Raw genomic sequence first — 20480 nt, forward strand, 5'->3', positions numbered from 1 at the left:
GGTCACGACGCGGCACGGGCTCGGAGGGCTTGCGTGGTCGCCGAGTCAGCGGGAAAGAACGCCTCGACGGCCAACCCGGCGACTGTCACATCCCGCGGCGTACCGAAGAGGGTAGTGGTGCTGACGAAGGACAGTTCCTGGTCACAGTGCCGGTAGCGCAGCGGGACGAGAACACGTGAAAGGGCATCGCTGGCCGGTGTCGTGTCGACGTCACCACCGGGATAGCCGCGAAGCTCCTCGTGCAGGTCGTACAGGACCGGGTCGTTGGTTGTCGCCGCCTGCTGGTGCAGCCGTTTCAGCAGGTGGGCGCGCCACTCGGGCAGGTTGACGATGCGCGGCGCCAGACCGTCGGGGTGCAGGCTGAGGCGCAGCACGTTGATCGGTGGGGTGAGCAGGTGGGGCTGCGCATCCATTGTGAACAGGTCGATGGCAGGGTTGGCGTCGACGAGGTGCCAGTGCTGGTCCACGAGCAGCGCGGGGTACGGGCTGTGACCGTCGAGGATCTGCCGTACAGCGGCCCGTACCGGTGCCAGCTCGGGGTCGCTCAGTTCGTGGCGGGGGTACGCGGGCGCGTAGCCGCCGGCCAGCAGCATCGTGTTGCGCTCGGCCAGCGGCATCTCCAGGTGTTCGGCCAACCGCAGGAGGAGCTCGGGGCTCGGCCGGGATCGGCCGGTCTCGACGAAGCTCAGGTGCCGGGTCGACACTCCCGCCTCGATCGACAGGTCGAGCTGGCTCATTCCGCGAGTCTGGCGCCAGTCGCGCAGCAGCTCCCCCACTGGGCGCCCGTGCCGGGTCGAGATCGTCACTCACCGACCCTAATTCCGCACTGACAGCCGGGCCATTACCTGCGAGGTAATCGACAGCCCACCACGACGTTGGAAAGATCGCTTCCGGAACGACCGATCCGGTGCCGTGAAGCGGCGGCACCCACCGCGACCCACGTCAGAAAACCAGACGCGAAGGACGGACAATCATGACCGCGTACGCGCTCGCACACCTCCGCAAGGCACCCGTCCACGCCGAGGTGCTGACGTACCTGGAGCGAATCGACGCCACCCTCGCGCCTTTCGCGGGCCGGTTCATCGTCCACGGCGGTGCCATCGACGTCCTGGAGGGCGACTGGCCCGGCGACGTGATCGTCATTGAGTTTCCCGACCTGCAGCAGGCCCGCTCCTGGTACCAGTCCAGCGATTATCAGGAGATCAAGCCCTTGCGGACGAGGCACCTCACCGGCGAGGTGATTCTCGTCGACGGAGTCGAGTCCGGGCACGACTCGTCGCAGATGGCCGCGGCCATTCGCCGCGCCACCGATCGGTAGCACCTGACCTGCTCCCCGCCAGGGCACGAGCGCCGTCCCGAAGAACCGATGGCTCGCCGCCCGCACGGCACCCTGACACAGTCAGCCGGCCGTAGTCTCATCGGATGCAGGACATCCAGACGCACACCCTGGTCATTCCCGGCGTCGACCTGGTCTACGACGTCCGCGGCCCGCTACCTCCCACTGGCGCCCATCGCGCGCTACTCATGATCGGCCAGCCGATGGCGGCGGAAGGCTTCACCGCGCTCGCCCCGCACTTCACGGACCGCACGGTCCTCACCTACGACCCGCGTGGTCTGGGCCGCAGCGTCCGCAAGGACGGTCGGTCCGACCACACGCCGCAGCAGCAGGCCGCAGACCTGCACGCGCTCATTCAGGCGCTCGAGGTCGGTCCGGTCGACGTCTTCGCCAGCAGCGGTGGCGCGGTGACCGCACTCGAACTGGTCGCCACCCACCCCGACGACGTCGCCACCCTGGTGGCGCACGAACCGCCGATCAACGCCGTGCTCCCCGACGCCACGGCAGCCGAGCGCGCCCGAGCCGGCTTCTATGAGGCGTACCAGGCGAAGGGCTCGGGGGCGGGAATGGCCGCGTTCATCGCCATGACGTCCTGGCAGGGCGAGTTCACCGATGCCTACTTCGCCCAGCCCACCCCCGACCCGGCAATGTTCGGCATGGCCGCCGACGACGACGGCAGCCGCGACGATCCGCTGCTGTCGCAGAACTCGTGGGCGATCACCGACTACCGTCCCGACGCGAGCGTGCTCAACGCCGCGTCCACCCGGATCGTGGTCGCGGTCGGCGAGGAGTCGGCCGGCACGTACACCGCTCGCACCGCCCTGGGCCTCGCGGCGCTGCTCGGCCAGGAGGCCGTGGTGTTCCCGAGCCACCACGGCGGGTTCCTCGGCGGCGAGTTCGGCTACGCGGGCAAGCCCGAGGAGTTCGCCGCGCGACTGCGGGAGGTACTGGACGCGGGCTGACCCCTGCTCAACGGGTTGCGTCGGTGTAGACCTCGACGTCGTAGAGCAACTGCACGTCGCGACGGCCGTTGGTGATGCCGACGAAGACCGGATCACCGGCCGGGGTGCGGCCCTGACGCCACGCCTGCTCCCGGGCGGCCTCCCGCGACTCGTGATGGATCCTGCCCTCCTGGTGCAGTTGCAGCACGCGACGGGCAGTGGTCCGGTCGGTGTCGAGATGGATTCGCAGGAGAGGCATGCCGGGACCTCCTTGCGCCAACCGTCACCCCAACTTCCCTACGGACAATCACCTTACCGTCGTTAAATTGCCTGTCCATCTGTTTAGGATGCCTCCATGACCCCCGTCGAGCCCGGCATGTCCACCTCACCCTCGACGGCGCGACCGGACAATCACGCCGCGCCGCCGGTATGGCTGCGCGCGGCGCCGTCGCGGGCGCGGCGGAAGCCACCTTTGACCCTCGATCGAATCGTGGACGCTGCCGTGATCGTGCTGGACGAGCTCAGCGCCGAGGGCCTGACGATGCGCTGTCTCGCGCAGCGGCTCGACGTCACGGCGACCGCGTTGTACTGGCACGTGAGGACGAAGGACGACGTCCTGGACCTGGCCGTCGACCGGATCTTCGGCGAAGTGCCCGTTCCGGACACGAGCGAGAGCTGGCTGGAGGACATCCGCGTCCTCGCTCGCGCCTGGCGCCGCGCCATGCTGGATCATCCCTGGGCCGCAGGGCTCGTCGGCCGCCCCATGCTCGGTCCGAACGTGCTGGCCCGCACCGAGTTTCTGCAATCGGCGCTGGTACGCGGCGGCTGTAGCGGACTGCACCTCGCGGTGGCGACGCGCCTGCTGGCCAACTACGTCATCGGCGCCTCGCTCACCGAAGCCACCTGGCGACGGACCACGGAGCCGGAAACCAGGGCCGCGGCCCGCGCCCATATCGTGGCGAGCGCCAACGCCTATCCGACCCTCGACGCCTCCGGCCACCTCGACGACACCCGATGGGACGACGACCTGCTGTTCGAGGAGGGCCTCAACGGCATTCTCCGCACGGCGGCCCGAGGCTAGCGAGCGAGCCCCATCGGTACCGGTGCCACCAGGCGTCGCCAATCCCGCACCGTCCGGAACGAGGAAGAGGCTGGGACCTCGTGCAGATGGCCCGACCAGCCGTATCGTGGGACACGGAGGCGACGATCCGCCGTCTTCGATGAAGTTCCTCCCGCAGCGGTCGAGGAGAACGAGATGACTGGTCTGGCGGCCGTCAGCGCAATCGTGGGTGTCCTGCTCGTCGGTCTCGTGGTCCTGGTCCGCAAGCCGACCAACACCCGGTCGGTGCTCAGATGGTCGGCCCTGGCGATCACCGCGCTGGTGGCCGCCGTGCTGGCTCCCTTCACCGTGGACGACTCGGGCACCGCGGCCAGCTATCTGCTCGGCGTTCCCGTTGTCGCGGCACTGCTGCCCGTTCTCGCGCAGCGGATCGGTCGACTGGCAGTCGTCGCCGATGTGGTGGCCGCGCTCGTCCTCACCGGCTGGGGGCTGCTGCTCGGGTTGGGCATCGGTGTCGCGTTCCTACCAGCGGTGATACTCCTGATCGCCAGCGCCGCGGGCACCTGGGCGCCGCGACCGTCCACCATCACGTGACCCGGTCACTGCCGGTTGCACCGCCACACCAGCGGCCGATACGCCTGGTTCTCGTAGACGGCCCCGACCACCGTCAGACCGTCGTCGCTGATTCCCTCTGCCGTGTACGTGCCCGCCTCGGTCACCCGGACCTCGGGTTGGCCCGGCAACCGGCGGGAGGTGCCGTCCGGGGCCACGACCAGCGGCGCACCGTCGACGACCAGCACATCGCCATTGCCGGCGATGCCGCTCGCCCCCGGGAAGGGCAGCAGGCTCACCGCTCCGGTGGCGAGATTCCACCGCACCGGCAGCATCTGCACGGCGCCGCTCCGTCGGCCGCCGGGAACCATGCCGATCGCCCATTCGCCCCGCGCCGAGTCGACCGACGCCCGCGGGTAGCCGTCGGGCACTGCCAGCGCCGCCCCGACGCCCCGCGGCGTCCACCGGTAGGGCCGATCGCCCACGGTGCCGACGATCGTGCCGTCCTCGGTGATCCCGGTCGCGGACGACCCCCGCTGGCCGATCAGCCGGTACTTCTGGGGGTGGTCCGTCGACCACAGCACGGCCTGGTGCGAGTCGTCGGATTTGCGGGCGGTGCCGACGATGTCGCCCCGACCGTTGACGGCGTGCACGAGCACCGCGTCGTAGCCGGGCGGGGTGGCCAGGACACGCAGCTTCCCGTCCCGGTACAGCCAGCCGGTGCCGTCGCCGTTGGTGCCGACCACATAGCCACGGGTGTTGACCGCTGCCGCGTGCCGCGCGGTCGCCGGCAGGACGACCGGCCGGCCGTCGGTCCACAGCACGACCCGTCCGTCCTCCCGCCCAGTGCCGATGTCGCCGACGATGTGCCGTCCGGTGGGATCGACCCCGCTGGCCACCGCGACCGGACCGCCGACCGGCTGCGGCAACCACGACGCCTGGCAGGTGACCGTCGGGCGCGGGGCGGCCGACCCGGTCACCGCCGGTGACACGGCGATCGCCGGCGTGTTGGGAACTGGCGGGCTGGTGGTCCCGCCGACCTGGACGGCACCCACGACACCGACCCCGGCCAGCACCGTCAGCGCGGCGATTCCGCCGACTCGGCGACGCTGGCGGCGCCGCCGACCGTCGCGGACCGCCCGGCTCAGGTCGACCCGCGGCTCCGGTACCGGCACCGAGCGCAGCAGCTCGGCGATCCGCTGATCGTCCACCGTGGTCATCTCGGGCTCCTCACTGACATCTCGGTGACGTCGAGCACCTGGCGGACGGCCGCCAGCGCCCGAGCCGTCTGCGACTTCACGTTGCCTTCGGAGCAGCCCATCGCTGCGGCCGTGTCGCTCAGCGACAGGTCGCACAGGAACCGCAGGACCAGCACGGTGCGCTGGCCACGTGGGAGGCGGGCGAGCGCCGCGAGCAGGCTGTCCCGCTCGGCCAGGTCGTCGTGCGGCGTCACCGGCGAGCGCTCCGGCTCCGGCACCGACCCCAGCAGGCGAACCTTCGCCCAGCTCAACCGCTTCTCATCGACGAGCTTGTGCACCAGCATCCGGTGTACGTACGCGTCGACGTTGTCGGCCCGGCTGACCCGGCGCCAGTTCACGTAGAGCGCCGTGACAGTCTGCTGCACCACGTCATCGGCCAGATGGGCGTCGCCGCACATCAGGAACGCGGTCCGATGCAGGCTCGGCAGTCGCGCGGAGACGTACTCCACGAACTCACCCTCGGCATCCACCATCGAGGCTCCCTCCTCCGCAAGCTCGACGGGACCGGACCATCATCAGGTTGCGTCCCGTCGAAGAACGCTCGGAAGCCCTACCGCCCGGCCGCCGCGCGCCACGGTCTCAGCCGACGGCGCTGGCCATCCGGTGTACCGCCTCGATGATGAGCTCCGGCGCGGTGGCCAGGTTCAATCGGACATGCCCCACACCGCCGGTGCCGAACGCCAGTCCGGAGTTCAGCGCCACCCGGCCACGGTCGAGGAACACGCTGGCCGGGTCGTCGCCGAGGCCCAGGGCGCGGCAGTCCAGCCAGGCCAGATAGGTGGCCTGACCGGGCTGGTAGCGGACGGCCGGCAGGTGCTCGGCGAGCAGCGCGGTCAGGAGCCGACGGTTGTCGTCCAGGCCGGTCAACACTGCGTCGAGCCACTCGCCGCCGTCGCGGAAGGCAGCGGTGTGGGCGATCACGCCGAGGTGGCTGGTGCCGACGCTGACCCCGAACGGGACACGGGCGAGGTCCCCGGCCGCGGCCGGGCCGGCGACCAGGAGCCCGCCGCGCAGGCCGGCCAGGTTCCAGCCCTTGGAGGCGGACATCAGCGACAGGCCGTTCTCCGCGCCGGGCACCGAGAGGTACGGCACGAATCGCGCTCCCCCAGCCACCACGGGAGCGTGGATCTCGTCGGCGACCACCCGCACCCCGTGCCGCTGGGCCAGTTCGGCGACGGCGGTCAACTCGGCCGCGCTGTGCATGACGCCGGTCGGGTTGTGCGGGCTGCAGAGCAGGTACGCGGCCGGCCGGCCACCGGCGCGAGCCCGCCGGAACGCGTCCCCCAGCGCGTCGAGGTCGATCCGCAGGTCCTCGCCGAGCGGTGCCTCCACGATCCGGCGCTCCGCGTGCGCCACTGACTCATAGAACGGCGGGTAGACCGGGCAGTTGACGACCACCGCGTCTCCCGGGTCGGTGACCAGTCGCAGCGCCTCGACGACGCCGTGCATGACGTCGGGCACGAGCGCGGTGCGCTCCACGGCCAGCCCGTCCCAGCCCCACCGCCGTGCAGCGAACTCGGCCACCGCCTGTGGGTACGCCGTTCCGGCGGTGTAGCCGGTGTCGCCGCGCGCGACGGCGTCGGTGATCGCCAGTGCGACCGGCTCGGCCAGGGGCACGTCCATCTCCGCCACCCAGAGCGGCAGCACGTCGTCGGGGTACTCCCGCCACTTGAGGCTCGTCCGCTGCCGGAGCTGGTGGATCGTGAGCTGGCGGAGGGGATTGACAGCGGTTCGCGCACCACTGAGCAGGCCACTCATGTCCCCACCCTATTCCCTGCCTCCGGCCGACGCCTCGGGTAACCACTGATGTGTCCACTGTGGTCGTATCGGAAGGATTTCCGGAGACGGTTTTGGCATTGACCAGTGTCTTTGTGTTTGGGATCGTCGTACCGCTCGGAATCAACGGCGAAACATTGCTGCGGGTTGCTGGTTCATAACCTAGGCTCCCGAATATCCACATCGACGGCCCGCCCTCACGCCGTGCCAGCCACCGACCTCGCACGCCGGCCATCGCAACCCTCGACGCCGATTGGAGTATTCGATGACCTGGCGTCCCACCATTGCCGCACTGGCCGGCCTGTGCCTGGCGGTCAGCGCCACGCCGTTGCCCGCCGGTGCTGCCGCCGACGCTGCGCATGTCAGCGCTCACGCCGCGCTGGCCGGTCCGCCCGGCGCACCGCCCGGGGCCTGCCCGACGGGGGCCAGTTACGGTCCACCGCTGCCGGCCAGCACCATGACGGCCCCGCGCATCCAGGGCGGGTTCACGTTCCTCGAAGGGCCGGTCTGGGTCGCCGACGGCGGCTACCTGCTGATGTCGGACATGACCGCCGGCACCGGGCCGTACAACGTCCAGCCGTCGACGATCCGCCGGTTCACCCCGCCAGCCGGCTTCGACACGTTCATCGCCGACGCCGGCAGCAACGGCCTGGCACTCAGCGCCGACGGCCAGCAGCTCGTCGCGGCCACCCACGACCAGCGCAGCGTGTCCGCGTACCGGTTGAGCGACCGGGCCCGCAGCACCGTCGCGCCGAACTACCAGGGCCGGGCGTTCAACTCGCCGAACGACGTCGCGGTCCGTTCCGACGGCGTCGTCTACTTCACCGACCCCAACTTCCAGCGCGGCAACCGCCCAGACCAGATGAGCGGGCGTACCAGCGTCTTCCGCGTCTCCAACGGGCAGGTGTCGCTGGTCGACGACCGGTTGCGCCAACCCAACGGCATCTCGCTCTCGCCGGACGGGACCGCGCTGTACGTGGGCGCCTACTCCGAGAACAAGATCTACAAGTACGCGGTCCAGCCCGACGGCAGCATCGGCGCTCGCAGCGTCTTCGTGAACTACATCGGCGGCCCGGACGGCGGCACGATCGACTGCGCCGGCAACGTGTACTGGACCTCGGGCGGGGATTCCCTGGTCCACGTCTACTCCCCGGCGGGCACCCAGCTCGGCACGATCCGGTCCGGCAACTCCGGCACGACCAACGTGGCGTTCGGGGGCCCCGACCGGCAGACCCTCTTCGTCACGTCGGGCCGGTGGGGCGACTCCGGGCTGTACAGCGTGCGACTCAACGTCCCCGGCTATCCGTACTGACCAACGGCGGGATGGCGCGCCGCTTCCGTCGTAGCCCGACGAGGCGGCGCGCTATCCGGTGGTCGCGGCGATGAACACCACCGCCCCGACGACCACCAGGGCGGCGGCCAGGAAGGTCTGCCGGCGGGCCCGGCGCAACGCCTCCCGGACCTGCCAGGCGTGGGCCGTGGCGAGCAGCCAGCGCAGGTACGGGTCGGTCCGGGCGATGTTGCGGCGCGCGGTGGCGAGCCCTGCCCGGAGGGCGTCCCGCTCCTGCGGCGGGGCCGTCGACAGGCGATGGGTGATCTCCGCAGCGATCCGGCGATGACGCAGCAGACCGTCGACGTCACCGGCGTACCCGCCGAAGTGGTACCAGGGCTCGGCCTCCAGCCGCTCGCGCAGGCCGCGCAGCTCCGGCCCGGTGAGCGTCGCCGGCGTGGTCATCGGCGGGACGAGCACCTCGCTGGTCCGCCAGATCGCCCAGGCCACGCCGAGCAGCGTCACCAGCAGACCGCCGCCCGCCCACACCGCATGAGCCCAGTCGGTGACCTTGCCGGCGGCGATCAGCGGGCCGCCGCCGAGCAGCAGCGCGCCCACCGCGCCGGCCGAGGAGATGATCCACCGTGCCGCCGCCCGACTGTCCGCGACCGAGTCCAACGGGGACGGCAGCGCGTCCAACCCCGCGCCGCTCGTCGGCGATTCCCCGGTCATCGGGGGTCGTCGCGGAAGACGACACCCAGCGGGCCGTTGGCGTCGTCGGGCAGATCGGTGTACGGAACCCAGCGCTGGCCGTCGAAGAACTCCAGCTCGCCGCTGTCGTTGATCCGCACGGCGTTGACTTGCGCAAGCTCCTCAGGATCGTCAGCCATGGATACAGTATCGGTCAGTCCGGCAATCCACCCCGGCGTCGGGGCGTCCGCAGGGGGCCTTCGTGATCCGGTTGACAGTCAGCGCGACCGACGTGGTCCTGGCCGTCCGGGACGACCGGCGCCGACACCCGGTGGGCCCAGCCGATCAACGCACCGCCGACCTGCTCTGGCGGCTGCGCGGCGGCCCCTCGGTGGAGCTGTCGTACGAGGTCGGCGTCGCGCTCGGCCGCCGCTTCCTCGACGCACCCGGCGCGGCCCTGCGCGCCGAACTGGCCCGCCCCGGCCGGCACCGGCTCGGCATCGAGGTCGTCGGCCCGGCACTGGCCGACCTGCCCTGGGAGACCCTGGTGCTGCCCGGCGAGGAACTGCCGCTGGCGCTGCACCCCGACGTCGACGTCTGCCGGACCGGCTCCGACACACCGGCGCCCACGGTCCGGGTGGACGGCCCACTGCGGATGCTCGCGGCGATCGCGAGCCCGGACGACTCGACCCAGCCGCTGCTGGACCACGAGCGGGAACTCGGGCGGATCCTCGGCGCGGTGGAACCGGGGCATCGGCACGGGGTACGGGTACGCGTCCTGGAGTGGGGCAGTGCCGCGGCGATCCGGGCCGCCCTCACCGAGGAGCCGTTCCACGTCCTGCACGTCTCCAGTCACGCGCGCCCCGGCGCGCTGCTGCTGGAGACCCCCACCGGCACGGAGGACCGCGTGGACGCCGCGCGGTTCCTGGCCGAGGTGCTGCCGCCCGGCCGGACCGTGCCGTTGATCGTGCTGGCCGGCTGCTCCACCGCGCGTCAGGATCAACGGGAGCTGCCCGGGCTGGCCGGCGCGCTGCTGACCCACGGGGCGCCGGCGGTGTTGGCGATGAACGGGACGGTCAGCGACGGGTACACCATCGAGTTCTGCGCTCGGCTCTACGAACGGTTGGCCGCCCGCAGCGAGCCGGAGTTGTTGGCGGAGGTCTCCGCCGTACGCCGCGAGCTGGCCCCGACCGCCGCCGAGTGGTGGATGCCGACGCTGTTCCTGGCCGATCCCGGGCTGCGGCTGGCCGGCGGACGGGGTGGTGCTGCCGTCGCCGCGCCGCCCGGCCAGTCGCTCGTCGGGGACGGCGTGGTGGGCGCACCCACGGACTTCGTGGGCCGCCGGGAGATCCTGCGCCGGCTGTCCCGGGGAAGGCTTCGGGTGCTCGTCCACGGCATCGGCGGGATCGGCAAGACCAGTCTCGCCGCGGAACTCGCGCGGCGGTTCCGCGACGCGGGCGGCATCGTCGTGGCGACCCACGGCGACGCCACCGTCGACGGGATCCTCGACGAGCTGCGCCGCCAGGTGGAGAGCCGATGCGCAGGAGCGGCCCCGGACGACCCGCTGCGGCGATGGCTCGTCGTCCTCGCCGAGCCGGGCCAGGACTGGCGGCGACGGTTGGACGCGATCGGCACCGGCGACCCGGCGCTACTGCTCGTCCTCGACAACGCCGAGGACGCCCTGAACGCCGAGCACCGGTTGGCCGACACGGACCTGGCCGCGTTCCTCGCCGCCTGGGCGTCCCGCCACGAACTGGTCGTGACCAGCCGACACCCGTTCCCGGTCGCCGGCCTCGAAACCTGTCACCTCGGTCCGCTCTCCTGGCAGGAGACCCGCAAGCTGCTCTGGCGGCTGCCGGGCGTGGGCCAACTGCCGCCGGCCGAACAGCAACGGATGTGGCACCGGCTGGGTGGCCACCCACGCGCACTGGAATACCTCGACGGCCTGCTGCGCGGCGACAACGCCCGATCCGACGAGGTGGCCGGCCGACTGGTCGCGGCCGGCGGTGGCCGGGACGCCGGACCGGCAGCGGCCGGCACACCGCTGGCCGAGGCCGGCGCGCTGGCCGCCGAGGATGTGCTGCTGCCCCGGCTGCTCGCCCGCCTGGAGGCCGTCCCGGCGGCCCGGCGGTTGCTACTCGGTGCGGCGGTGTACCGCACCCCGGTGGACCGGGCCGGCCTCGCCTGGCAGCTCGCCGACCCGGCGGACGGCGACGACCCACCGCCGGAACCGGCGGGGTTGGACGAGTCGGTCGAGACACTGTCACAGCTGGGGCTGCTCGCCCCGGTGACCGGGGGCCACCTGGTGCACCGGTGGACGGCGGCGAGCCTGCTGCGGATCGCCGGCCGCGACGCGGTGGTCGACGCGCACCGCCGGTCGGGCCGTTACTGGGGCTGGCGGACCCGGTCCAGCACCGACCAGCACGACTTCATCCGCCGGGCCGTCGAGGCGCGGTACCACCACCTGGCCGCGGGTGACACCGACGAGGTCGTCACCTACTCCGAGCTGGCCTGCCAGGAGTTGCACGCGGCCGGGCACTGGGCCTGGGAGGAGAAGATCTGGCGGGAGCTACTGCCGATGGCGCCCCCGGGCTCGGCGCGCGGGGCGAGCTTCCTGAAGGGACTCGGCGACGTGCACCTCAGCCGGGGCGAGTACCCGCAGGCCACGGCGCGCTACGAGGCGGCGCTGGCCGTCTACCGGGATCTCGGCGACGACAGCGGGGTCGGCAAGCTCCTGCACCAGTTGGGCCTGGTCGCCGACAACCGGGGTGACCGGGCGACCGCGGACCGGCTGTTCCAGGAGGCATTGGCGATCCTGAGCGGGCTCGACGACCGCGGGGCCGTCTCCCGGACCCTGCACCAGCTTGCCGGCATCGCCCGCGGCAACGGTGACGCCGAGCTGGCCATGTCGCGTTACCTCCAGGAGCTGGCGATCGCCCGGGAACTCGACGACCTGGAGGGGATCGCGGCGAGCCACCACCAGATCGGTGTACTCGCCTTCGAGGCCCGGGACCTCGTGAAGGCGGAGCAGTGCATCCAGGTGGCGATCACCACCTACGGACGGTTGGGCGTCCGGGTCCAGCAGGGCAGCGGGCTGGTGATGCTCGGGCGGATCGCCCTCGCCCAGTTCGCGTACGAAACCGCCGAGGAGCGGGTCCGCGCCGCCCTGAAAATCTTCGAGGAGGTCGGCAGCAACGGTCACATCGCGGAGTGCTCGCTGCTGCTCGGTCACCTCTCCCGCGACCTCGACGACCTCGAATTCGCCGAGAGCTGCTTCGCCCGCGCCCGGACGATCGTCGCTGCCCTCGGCGAGGATCGGCTGCTGCGCCGCTGCGACGAACTGCTCGGCGGCGTCCGCACCGTCCTCGGCCGGGCTGCCGAGGCGGTGCCGCACACCCTGAACGCGATCGGCGGGGACGACGAGCCGCCGCTCCAGGCGGCAGTGGAATGGCTGGCCGTGCAGCGCCTAGAACTGGGCGCGCAAGCCTTCTCCGCCCTGCTGGCCCGGCACCTCGACCGGCGGCAGGCGGCGCAGCGGGCCGAGTGGGTCCAGGCGTACCTGCGGTTCCGGTTCGACGTCTCGCACCCGACGCCGCTCGGCAGTGGGTACGTCCTGCTCGCCATCGCCGCAGCCCAGGCGGGTGAGTTCGGCACCGCCCGGATGTGCCTGCTGCGGGCGTTGCCGATCTGCGCCGCCGCCGGCTACCGGGCGGGAGTCGCCAAGTGCCACGAGGATCTCGGCGGGGCGGCCCTGGAGACCCGCCGGCTGGCCGAGGCCCGTTCCCGGTACGAGCAGGCGCTGGAGGTCTACCGCGTGCTGCGCCACGAAACCAACCAGGCCATCGTCCTGCACCAGCTCGGCCGGGTCTGCGAGGAGCAGGAGAACCTCGCCGGCGCGGATGGGTTCTACCGCCGCTCCATCGCGATCAAGAAGCGGCTCGGGAACCTGTCGGGCGTCTCCAACAGCACCTTCCACCTCGGCCGGGTGGCCGGCCTGCGCGGCGACCAGGCCCTGGCCGAACGGTGCTACCGGACCTGCCTGCGAATCGACCGCGAGCAGGGCAACTGGGAGGAGGTGGCGCTGGACCAGGTGGCGATCGGGCAGCTACGCGTCGAACAGGGCCACCCGGCGCAGGGCATCCCGCTGATCGTCGAGGCCCTGAGCATCGACCGGCAGATCGGGTCGACGAACGCGGCGCTCGACCTCAACGCGCTGCGCGAACTGCGGGCCCGGCTCGGCGACCAGGCGTTCACCGCCATCCTCACCGACGCCTTCGGTCCGGCCGGCGCCGTCGAGGTGCTCAACCTGATCGCGGTGCTACCGACCACGGCCGAGCCGCCCTGACCCACCCGGCCACCCGTACACTCGGCTCATGGCGAACCGCCCGTGGCACCACTGTCGGTAGACCGATGAGTGCGTCGACCGCAGACACCGTGATCGTCGATTTCGACGGTGTACTGCTGCGCGGGGACGCTTTCGGGCTGTTCCTGCGACGCACTGCTTTCGCGGGTGCTCGGCTCCCGCTCGCCGCCGCCGCGCTCGTTTTCCTCGCGCCCATCGCCACCGTTCCCGCCTTCCGTCCGTGGGCGGCCCGGTGGGTGAGCCGAATCGGCCTGTTGGGCCGGAACGCGGAGGAGTTGCGGGCGGAGTTGGCACGCTTCGGCGCCGACCTCGGTGCGGAACCAGGCCGGATCATCGCGCCCGGTCTACGGATGATCCGCACCCACCTCGCCGCCGGCGACCGGGTCATCGTGGTGACCGCGTGCGAGCACACCCTGGCGCGCGCGGTGCTCGACGCGATCGGCCTCGCCGGGGTCGAGCTCGTGGCCTCGCGCATTCGCGGGCCGAGGCTGATCGTGCACAACCACGGGGCGACCAAGATGGCGCAGCTCGCCGGCCAGGGGGTGACGCCACCGTGGCGGGTGGCCTACAGCGACTCGCTGTCGGATCTGCCCATCCTCGGCTCCGCCGAGCAGCCCGTGCTGGTCAACGCGAACGCGCGTCAGGTCGCCCGGGCACGCCGGTTACTCGGCGCCCGGCTCACCACCGTCACCTGGTTGGGTGGCCAGGGCCCGGAGGTCCGCCGATGAGAGGCCGCTACGACAACCTGACCCGCACCCGTGCTCTCGACCCGGAACGCGACTACCTGGCCATCTACCAGACCATGCTGCGCTACGAGTTTGCGTGGGACATGAAGCTCGGGCTCAACCTCGCCTTCAACCGCTCGTTCTCCATCCCCGCGATCGCCACCGTGCACACCGCCACTGGCGAGCTGACCGAACGCACCCAGAAGCGGATCGACGACACCGGACTGCTGATGTACGAGATGGTGCTCAACGGCTTCGACCAGCCTCGGGGCCGCGAGGCGTTGCGGCGCGTCAACCAGATCCACCGCCCGTACGACATCAGCAACGACGACTTCCGCTACGTCCTCGGCTGCCTGGTCGTGATCCCCACCCGGTGGTTGCAGGAGTACGGCTGGCGCCCACCCTGCTGCCATGAACGTCACGCCACATACCTGTTCTACCGGGAGCTCGGCCGACGAATGGGCATCACCGACATCCCCGGGTCCTACGACGAGTTCGAGACCTGGTTCGACGCGTACGACGCAGGTCACCTGCAACCCAACGACGACGCGGCGGCCATCGAACGCGCCACCCGCATGCTGATGCTCACCCGGATCCCCCGGATGCTCGCTCCACTGGGAAACGCGCTGGTCGGCGCCCTGTACGACGCGCCGCTGCGGCGCGCAACGCGGGTCGACACGCCGGCCTGGCCGGTCCGGGCGGGGTTGCACCTGGCCCTGCGGACGCGCTCACGGTTGCAGCGGTGGTTCGGGGCACCACGGACGACCGCTTTGTTCGCCGATGGGATCAAGACCAAGAGCTACCCCGACGGGTACGAGATCAGCCAGCTCGGCCCCCACCAGGACGGCGTGCGGGAGTAGCGCGTCCGGTTGTGCTGGCGTCGCCGGCTCGGACGCGCGCCGGCCCTGCGCTGCCCGTGCGAGATCATCGCGGAGAACCGGCGCGCGAGTGGGGCCGGTCCGCCGACTGTCCGCTGGGGACGGTTGGCGGACCGGCTCTCAGCGCACCTCGGTGGTGGTCCAGCGTGGGGAGGTGGTGGTGACCGGGACGGTGTCACCGACCAGCGTGGTCACCGCCTGGGCATCCCGCCGCGCGCTGGTGCCGACCCACAGCTCGACGTCGCCGGGCTCCACCACGCGGGTGAACGTGCGGTCGGAGAAGGCCAGACGGGTGGTGGGCACCGTCAGCTCGACCGTGACGGACTGGCCCGGTTCCAGATGGACTCGCCGGTAGCCGAGCAGCTGCGCCACCGGCCGGGTCACCGAGGCGACCACGTCGCGACCGTAGAGCTGGACCACGTCGTCGCCGGCGACCGCGCCGGTGTTCGTCACCCGCACGGTCACCCCTACCGCCCCGCTGGTGGGCGCCGTGGCGGGCACGGTGAGTTCGCTGTACGCGAATGTCGTGTAGGACAGGCCGTGGCCGAACGGCGCCACGGGCGTCGCCGGCAGGTTGGTCACCTCGTTGCCCGCACCGAGGGTGGGGTGCAGGTAGGAGTACGGCTGCGCGCCGGCCGACCGGGGCAGGCTGACCGGCAGCCGGCCCGACGGGTTGACCCGCCCGGAGAGCACCCCCGCGATCGCCCCGGCGCCCTCCTCGCCCGGGAAGAACGCCTGCACCACCGCCGCGCAGCGCGAGAGCGCCCAGTCGACCGCGTACGGCCGGCCGGTGACCAGCACGAGGACGACCGGTGTGCCGGTTTCCAACACCGCCTCGACCAGTTCGCGCTGGACGCCGGGCAACTCCAGGTCGTCCCGGTCGCAGCCTTCGCCGACCGTGCCACGTCCGAAGAGGCCGGCGTGGTCGCCGACGACCAGGACGGCCACGTCAGCGCCGGAGGCCGTGGCGACGGCCTCGTCGAAGCCGGATCGGTCGTCGTTGTCCACGTCGCAGCCGCGAGCCCAGGTGACGAGATCGCCGCCGAGCTCGGCCCGCACGGCGTCGAGCACTGTCGGCACCTCGATGCCGGTCTCCACCCCGGGGTGCTGGACGAGGACGTGGTTGAGGAACGAGTAGCACCCGAAGAGCGCGCTCTGCCGATCGGCGTTCGGGCCGATGAGGGCCACCCGTCGCCCGGCGGGCAGCGGCAGCGCGTCCCGGTTGGCGACCAGCACTATCGATTCCTCGGCGAGCCGGCGGGCGATCGACCGGTGCTCGGGCGAGTCGAGGTCGATCGCCTGGGGCGGCTCGTCGGTGAATGTCGCGTCGAGTAGCCCCAGGTCATGCTTCTGGCGCAGCACCCGCAGCACCGCGCGGTCGATCAGCGCCTCGTCGAGCTTGCCCGCCCGCACCGACTCCCCCAGGGTCAGATAGGCGTCGCCGGTCGGCAGTTCGACGTCGAGGCCGGCGGTCAACGCCTGCCCGGCCGCGTCCGCGTGATCGCTCGCCACGTGGTGCAGCAGGTTCAGGAACGCGACCCCGTAGTAGTCGGCCACCACAGTGCCGTCGAAGCCCCACTGGTCCCGCAGGATGCCGGTCAGCATCGTCGGGTCGGCGGCGACCGGCACCCCGTCGATCTCGGTGTACGAGTGCATGACACTGCGGGCGTCGCCGTCGATGATCGCCATCTCGAACGGGGGGAGCAGCACGTCGGCCAGTTCCCGGCGGCCGACGTGCACCGGGGCGAAGTTGCGCCCGGCGCGCGAGGCGGAGTAGCCGGCGAAGTGCTTGAGGGTGGCGTGCACCCCCTGCGACTGCAGACCGCGCACGTACGAGGTGCCGATGGTGCCGACCAGGTACGGGTCTTCGGCGATGCACTCGTCGACCCGACCCCAGCGGGGGTCACGGATCACGTCGAGCACCGGAGAGAGCCCCTGGTGCACGCCCAGGGCCCGCATCGAGGCGCCGATCGCCGCGGCCATCTCGGTGACCAGTTCGGGGTCGAACGCGGCACCCCAGGCCAGCGGGGTGGGGAACGTGGCCGCCTTCCACGCGGACAGCCCGGTGAGGCACTCCTCGTGGACGATCGCCGGGATGCCGAGCCGGGTGCCGGTGACCAGGTCCCGCTGGAACTTCCACAACCAGGACGCGCGTTGCGCCGCGTCCAACGGGCGGGTGCCGTAGGCGCGGGTGAGGTGACCGAGCCCGTGCCGGGAGAAGTCTTCGAGCTTGAAGGCGTCGCCGAACTCCCCCTGCAACGGTGCGACCGCCTCGCCGTCCGACTTTTCCCAGAAGCCGACGAGCTGGGCGATCTTCTCCTCGATCGTCATCCGGCCGAGGAGATCGCGTACGCGGGCCTCGCCGTCATGCCCGTCCGGTCGTCCGTGCACCGGACCGGCCTGAGCCGGCACCGGCCCGCCCACCACCGCGTGGACCTCAGTCATGCTGTGCCTTCCTGTGGTTGTGCAAGTACCGCTGCCGCTCAGCCCTTGACCGCGCCCTGCAGGCCACCGACGATCTGCTTCTCCGCGAGCGTGAAGAAGAGCAGTGCCGGCAGCATCGCCAGCGAGGTGAAGGCGAGTACGCCTGCCGTGTCGGTGGTGTACTGGCTGGAGAAGTTCTGCACGCCCAGCGGCAGGGTGTGCAGGTTGACGTCGCTGAGAACGAGCAGCGGCAGCAGGAACGAGTTCCAGCTGGCCACGAACGCCAGGACGCCAACGGTGACGAGCGCGGGCCGCGACAGCGGCATCGCGACGCGCCAGAGGAAGCCGAGCCGACTGGCACCATCGATGGCGGCGGCGTCCTCCAACTCTCTCGGGATGGCCGAGAGGAAGGGACGCAGGATCACGATCGTCAGTGGCAGTGAGAAGGCGACCTGCGGCAGGATCACCGCGTAGTAGGAGTTGATCAGGTTCAGGTCACGCAGCATGAGGTAGAGCGGCAGGATCGCCGCGCCGGCCGGAAACAGCAGACCGAGGGTGAAGAAGGTGTAGAGCCCTTCCCGCCCGCGGAAGCGGTAGCGGGCGAGCACGAACGCGGCGGCCAGTCCGAGCACGACCACGGCCAGCGTGGTTCCCAGGGCGATGACCGCACTGTTGAACGCCTGTTGCCAGAAGTTGCTCTGGGTCAGCACCCTGGCGTAGTTGTCCCAGACGAACGGGTCGGGCAGGCCGGCCGGGTCCGCGACGATCTGCGGGGTGGTGCGGAAGCCGCCGATGACCACGTAGATGACCGGGGCGATCGACACCGCGGCGATCGCGAGGGCGAGCGCGTAGGTGAGCGGTGTGCCCCAGGAAACCTGACGGCGTCCGGTGGACGGGGGGAGAACCGAGTTCACGGCCATCGTCACTTCGCCCTTCCGGTGATGGCGCCCTCGATGTCGCGGCGAAGCAGGAACCGCTGGAACAGCAGCGCCGCCACGAAGGAGATGACGAACAGGATTACCGCCACAGCGTTGCCGTAGCCCCACAGCCGGGCGAAGAACCCGTTGTCCACCATGTATGTGGCCATGGTGGCCGACGCGCCGAGGGACCGCACCGCGGGCACCGAGGTCACCCAGATCATGTCGAAGATCTGCAGCGAGCCGATCATGGACAGGAACATCCAGATCCGGATCGTCGGGCCGAGCAGCGGGATCGTGACGTGCCGTTGGATCTGCCACCAGCTCGCGCCGTCGATGGCCGCCGCCTCGGTCAGCTCATCGGGCACATTGGACAGCCCGGCGAGGAGCAGGATGATGGCGAAGCCGACGTATTTCCAGGTGAGGATGGCCAGCAGGGTCCAGATGACCACGTCCAGGTCCGCCAGCCAGGCCTGCACCAGGCCGCCCATGCCCAGCGACCGCATCAGCGCGTCGACAGTGCCGTCGCCGGTCAGCAGCAGCTTCCACATGATGCCGACGGTGACCTCGGCCAGCACGTACGGCACGAACACCAGCAGGCGGAACACCGCCCGCCCACGGAAGCGACGGTTGAGCAGCAGGGCGACGCCCAGGGCGATCGGGCCCTGGATCAGCAGCGACCCGAACACGATGATCGCGTTGTTGCGCAACGCGTCGAGGAAGATCGGGTCCTGGAAGGCGAGGGTGTAGTTCCGCAGACCGACGAACTCGGTGGGAGGGCCGACCCCGCGCCACCGGAACAGGCTGTAGTAGACCGCGAAGCCCATCGGCACCAGCACGAACATCACGTAGATCAGAACGGCCGGCGTGGTGAGCCCGATGATCTCGTACCACTTGCGGCGGTTGTCGGCTCGGCGGGCGGAGTCGCGCCCGGCCCTGTGGGGGCCCGCCGGCGACGCGGAAGCGCCGCCGGCGGGCATACGGATCTGGTTGGCGGAGGTCACTTGCTTGCGGCCGCCTTCATTGCCGAGACGACCTTCTCAGGCGTCCCGTTGCCGGCGAAGATGGCGACGATCGCGTCGTTCATCGCGTTGCCGACGGTGCTGCCGTAAGCCGTGTCCAGCCAGAGCTGCACGTAGCTCGCCCCGGAGGTGGCCTCCAGGATGGACTTCAACGCGGGGTCCTTCACGGCATCCGCCGCGCCCTTGGCGACAGGCAGGCCGGTGCCGGTCTCGGCGTAGCCCTTCTGCACCTCGGGGCTCACGATGTACTTGAGGAACTCGACGCACTCCGCCGGGGCGTTCTTGGCGCAGGAGAACCCGTCGCCACCGCCGAGAGCCGCCTTCGGGTCACCCGGGGAACCGGAGATCGCCGGCACCGGGAACCAGCCGAGGAACGACGCGAGCTTCGCCTTGTCCGTGGTGACGGTGTCCAGCGTGCCGCGGTTCCAGTCACCCATGAGCTCCATCGCGGCCTTGCCGTTGGCGAGCATGCCGTTGGCGCTGGTCGGGTCGTTCTGGCCCGGCGTGGCGATGAAGTTGGGCTGGAACGGCTTGGTGTCGATGAACGCCTTCAGGTCCTGGCCGGCCTTCACGAAGCACGGGTCGTCGAAGTTCTTCTCCGCGGAGGCCTTCTTGAGGGCGTCGACCGAGCAGGCGCGCAGCGCCATGTTGTACCACCAGTGCGCGGCCGGCCACTTGTCACCGGCACCCACGGCGATCGGAATGACGTTGATCGCCTTGAGCTTGGTGACCGCGGTGTTGAGCTCCTCGAAGGTGGTCGGCGGAGCCGCGATGCCCGCCTTGGCGAACATCTCCTTGTTGTACCAGACGCCCTCGATGCCCATCCGGAACGGCAGGCCGTACTGCTTTCCCTTGACCTGCCAGATCTCCGCGGCGCTGCCGATGTCGCCGACCTCGGTCTTGGTCTGGTCGGTGATCTCCTTGAGGTAGTCGGCCTCCACCTGCTCGCTCATCTCGCCGCCGCCCCAGGCCTGGAAGATGTCCGGCGGGTCGCTGCTCAGCAGCGCGGCAGGGAGCCGGGTGCGCTGGAGCTGGTTCGTCTCGATCGCCTCGATCTCGATCTTGACGGTGGGGTGGAGTGCGGAGAAGTCCTTGGCGACCTTCTCCCAGTAGGTCTTGCCGGGCCCGTCCTGTGAGGCGTTGTGCCACCAGCTCAGGGTCACCGGGTCCTTGTACAGCTCGCTCTGAGGGGCTGCCTCTTCGCCGCCGCCGGAACACCCGGCGAGGACGACAACACTTGTCATTAACAGTGCCAGAACGGCACTCG

General features: G+C 70.9%; 19 protein-coding genes. 8 read left to right on the forward strand and 11 right to left on the reverse strand.

The annotated features are described in order from the left end of the window. Window positions 1–2 precede the first annotated feature (2 nt). Entirely contained in the window at window positions 3–806 is an 804-nt protein-coding gene (locus tag GUI43_RS02390) for a helix-turn-helix domain-containing protein (protein ID WP_112697848.1), read from the reverse strand. Window positions 807–973: 167 nt separating this feature from the next. Here GUI43_RS02390 and GUI43_RS02395 point away from each other — a divergent pair, with 167 nt between their 5' ends. Beyond that, window positions 974–1318, forward strand: coding sequence for a DUF1330 domain-containing protein (locus GUI43_RS02395; RefSeq protein ID WP_112584424.1), 345 nt, complete (start codon window positions 974–976; stop codon window positions 1316–1318). Window positions 1319–1422: 104 nt separating this feature from the next. Next, window positions 1423–2298, forward strand: a complete 876-nt coding sequence (locus tag GUI43_RS02400; protein ID WP_208646695.1) for an alpha/beta fold hydrolase — start codon at window positions 1423–1425, stop codon at window positions 2296–2298. A 7-nt stretch (window positions 2299–2305) separates the two neighbouring features. Here the strand turns inward: GUI43_RS02400 and GUI43_RS02405 are convergent, their stop codons facing one another. Then, on the reverse strand, window positions 2306–2536 hold the full coding sequence (locus GUI43_RS02405; protein WP_112584423.1) for a hypothetical protein: 231 nt from the start codon (window positions 2534–2536) through the stop codon (window positions 2306–2308). Between the two features lie 96 nt (window positions 2537–2632). Between GUI43_RS02405 and GUI43_RS02410 the strand changes: the two genes are divergently transcribed. Both GUI43_RS02410 and GUI43_RS02415 read left to right on the forward strand, forming a co-directional pair. Next, window positions 2633–3358, forward strand: a complete 726-nt coding sequence (locus GUI43_RS02410; protein ID WP_112697850.1) for a TetR/AcrR family transcriptional regulator C-terminal domain-containing protein — start codon at window positions 2633–2635, stop codon at window positions 3356–3358. 174 nt (window positions 3359–3532) lie between these two features. Continuing rightward, window positions 3533–3931 (forward strand): hypothetical protein, encoded by a 399-nt coding sequence (locus GUI43_RS02415; RefSeq protein ID WP_112602627.1) that lies wholly within the window; start codon window positions 3533–3535, stop codon window positions 3929–3931. 5 nt (window positions 3932–3936) lie between these two features. Here the strand turns inward: GUI43_RS02415 and GUI43_RS02420 are convergent, their stop codons facing one another. From GUI43_RS02420 to GUI43_RS02430, 3 genes are all read right to left on the reverse strand, one after another. Then, the gene (locus GUI43_RS02420; RefSeq protein ID WP_112697852.1) at window positions 3937–5109 is read right to left on the reverse strand and encodes a hypothetical protein; all 1173 of its coding nucleotides are present in this window, start codon (window positions 5107–5109) and stop codon (window positions 3937–3939) included. Continuing rightward, on the reverse strand, window positions 5106–5621 hold the full coding sequence (locus GUI43_RS02425; protein WP_091407022.1) for a SigE family RNA polymerase sigma factor: 516 nt from the start codon (window positions 5619–5621) through the stop codon (window positions 5106–5108). Before GUI43_RS02425 ends, GUI43_RS02420 begins: the two co-directional genes overlap by 4 nt. A 106-nt stretch (window positions 5622–5727) precedes the next feature. Next, complete coding sequence (locus GUI43_RS02430) at window positions 5728–6906, reverse strand: MalY/PatB family protein (protein WP_112697854.1); 1179 nt, start codon at window positions 6904–6906, stop codon at window positions 5728–5730. A 283-nt stretch (window positions 6907–7189) separates the two neighbouring features. Between GUI43_RS02430 and GUI43_RS02435 the strand changes: the two genes are divergently transcribed. Beyond that, window positions 7190–8236, forward strand: coding sequence for an SMP-30/gluconolactonase/LRE family protein (locus GUI43_RS02435; protein ID WP_112602633.1), 1047 nt, complete (start codon window positions 7190–7192; stop codon window positions 8234–8236). A 51-nt stretch (window positions 8237–8287) separates the two neighbouring features. Here the strand turns inward: GUI43_RS02435 and GUI43_RS02440 are convergent, their stop codons facing one another. Beyond that, window positions 8288–8926 (reverse strand): hypothetical protein, encoded by a 639-nt coding sequence (locus GUI43_RS02440; protein ID WP_112584417.1) that lies wholly within the window; start codon window positions 8924–8926, stop codon window positions 8288–8290. Next, window positions 8923–9084 (reverse strand): hypothetical protein, encoded by a 162-nt coding sequence (locus tag GUI43_RS33675; protein WP_167457683.1) that lies wholly within the window; start codon window positions 9082–9084, stop codon window positions 8923–8925. Before GUI43_RS33675 ends, GUI43_RS02440 begins: the two co-directional genes overlap by 4 nt. A 62-nt stretch (window positions 9085–9146) precedes the next feature. Between GUI43_RS33675 and GUI43_RS02445 the strand changes: the two genes are divergently transcribed. The 3 genes from GUI43_RS02445 to GUI43_RS02455 all read left to right on the forward strand — a co-directional run bounded on the left by GUI43_RS02445 (window position 9147) and on the right by GUI43_RS02455 (window position 14832). Further along, complete coding sequence (locus GUI43_RS02445; protein ID WP_112697856.1) at window positions 9147–13229, forward strand: tetratricopeptide repeat protein; 4083 nt, start codon at window positions 9147–9149, stop codon at window positions 13227–13229. A 65-nt stretch (window positions 13230–13294) separates the two neighbouring features. Beyond that, on the forward strand, window positions 13295–13975 hold the full coding sequence (locus GUI43_RS02450) for a haloacid dehalogenase-like hydrolase (protein WP_112697858.1): 681 nt from the start codon (window positions 13295–13297) through the stop codon (window positions 13973–13975). Continuing rightward, window positions 13972–14832, forward strand: a complete 861-nt coding sequence (locus GUI43_RS02455; protein WP_112697860.1) for an oxygenase MpaB family protein — start codon at window positions 13972–13974, stop codon at window positions 14830–14832. The genes GUI43_RS02450 and GUI43_RS02455 overlap by 4 nt, the downstream gene beginning before the upstream one ends. 138 nt (window positions 14833–14970) lie before the next feature. Here GUI43_RS02455 and GUI43_RS02460 read toward each other — a convergent pair whose 3' ends face one another. The 4 genes from GUI43_RS02460 to GUI43_RS02475 are packed head-to-tail and all read right to left on the reverse strand — an operon-like array spanning window position 14971 to window position 20376. Beyond that, complete coding sequence (locus GUI43_RS02460; RefSeq protein ID WP_112697862.1) at window positions 14971–17295, reverse strand: beta-xylosidase/alpha-l-arabinosidase; 2325 nt, start codon at window positions 17293–17295, stop codon at window positions 14971–14973. 38 nt (window positions 17296–17333) lie between these two features. Beyond that, the gene (locus tag GUI43_RS02465; RefSeq protein ID WP_181518555.1) at window positions 17334–18194 is read right to left on the reverse strand and encodes a carbohydrate ABC transporter permease; all 861 of its coding nucleotides are present in this window, start codon (window positions 18192–18194) and stop codon (window positions 17334–17336) included. 2 nt (window positions 18195–18196) lie between these two features. Continuing rightward, a complete protein-coding gene (locus tag GUI43_RS02470) occupies window positions 18197–19195 on the reverse strand; it encodes a carbohydrate ABC transporter permease (RefSeq protein WP_112584411.1) in 999 nt (332 codons plus the stop codon). Further along, window positions 19192–20376, reverse strand: a complete 1185-nt coding sequence (locus tag GUI43_RS02475) for an extracellular solute-binding protein (RefSeq protein WP_225854944.1) — start codon at window positions 20374–20376, stop codon at window positions 19192–19194. Before GUI43_RS02475 ends, GUI43_RS02470 begins: the two co-directional genes overlap by 4 nt. Between the last annotated feature and the right edge of the window lie 104 nt (window positions 20377–20480).

This window comes from Micromonospora noduli (assembly GCF_003264365.1).
Lineage (GTDB): Bacteria > Actinomycetota > Actinomycetes > Mycobacteriales > Micromonosporaceae > Micromonospora > Micromonospora noduli.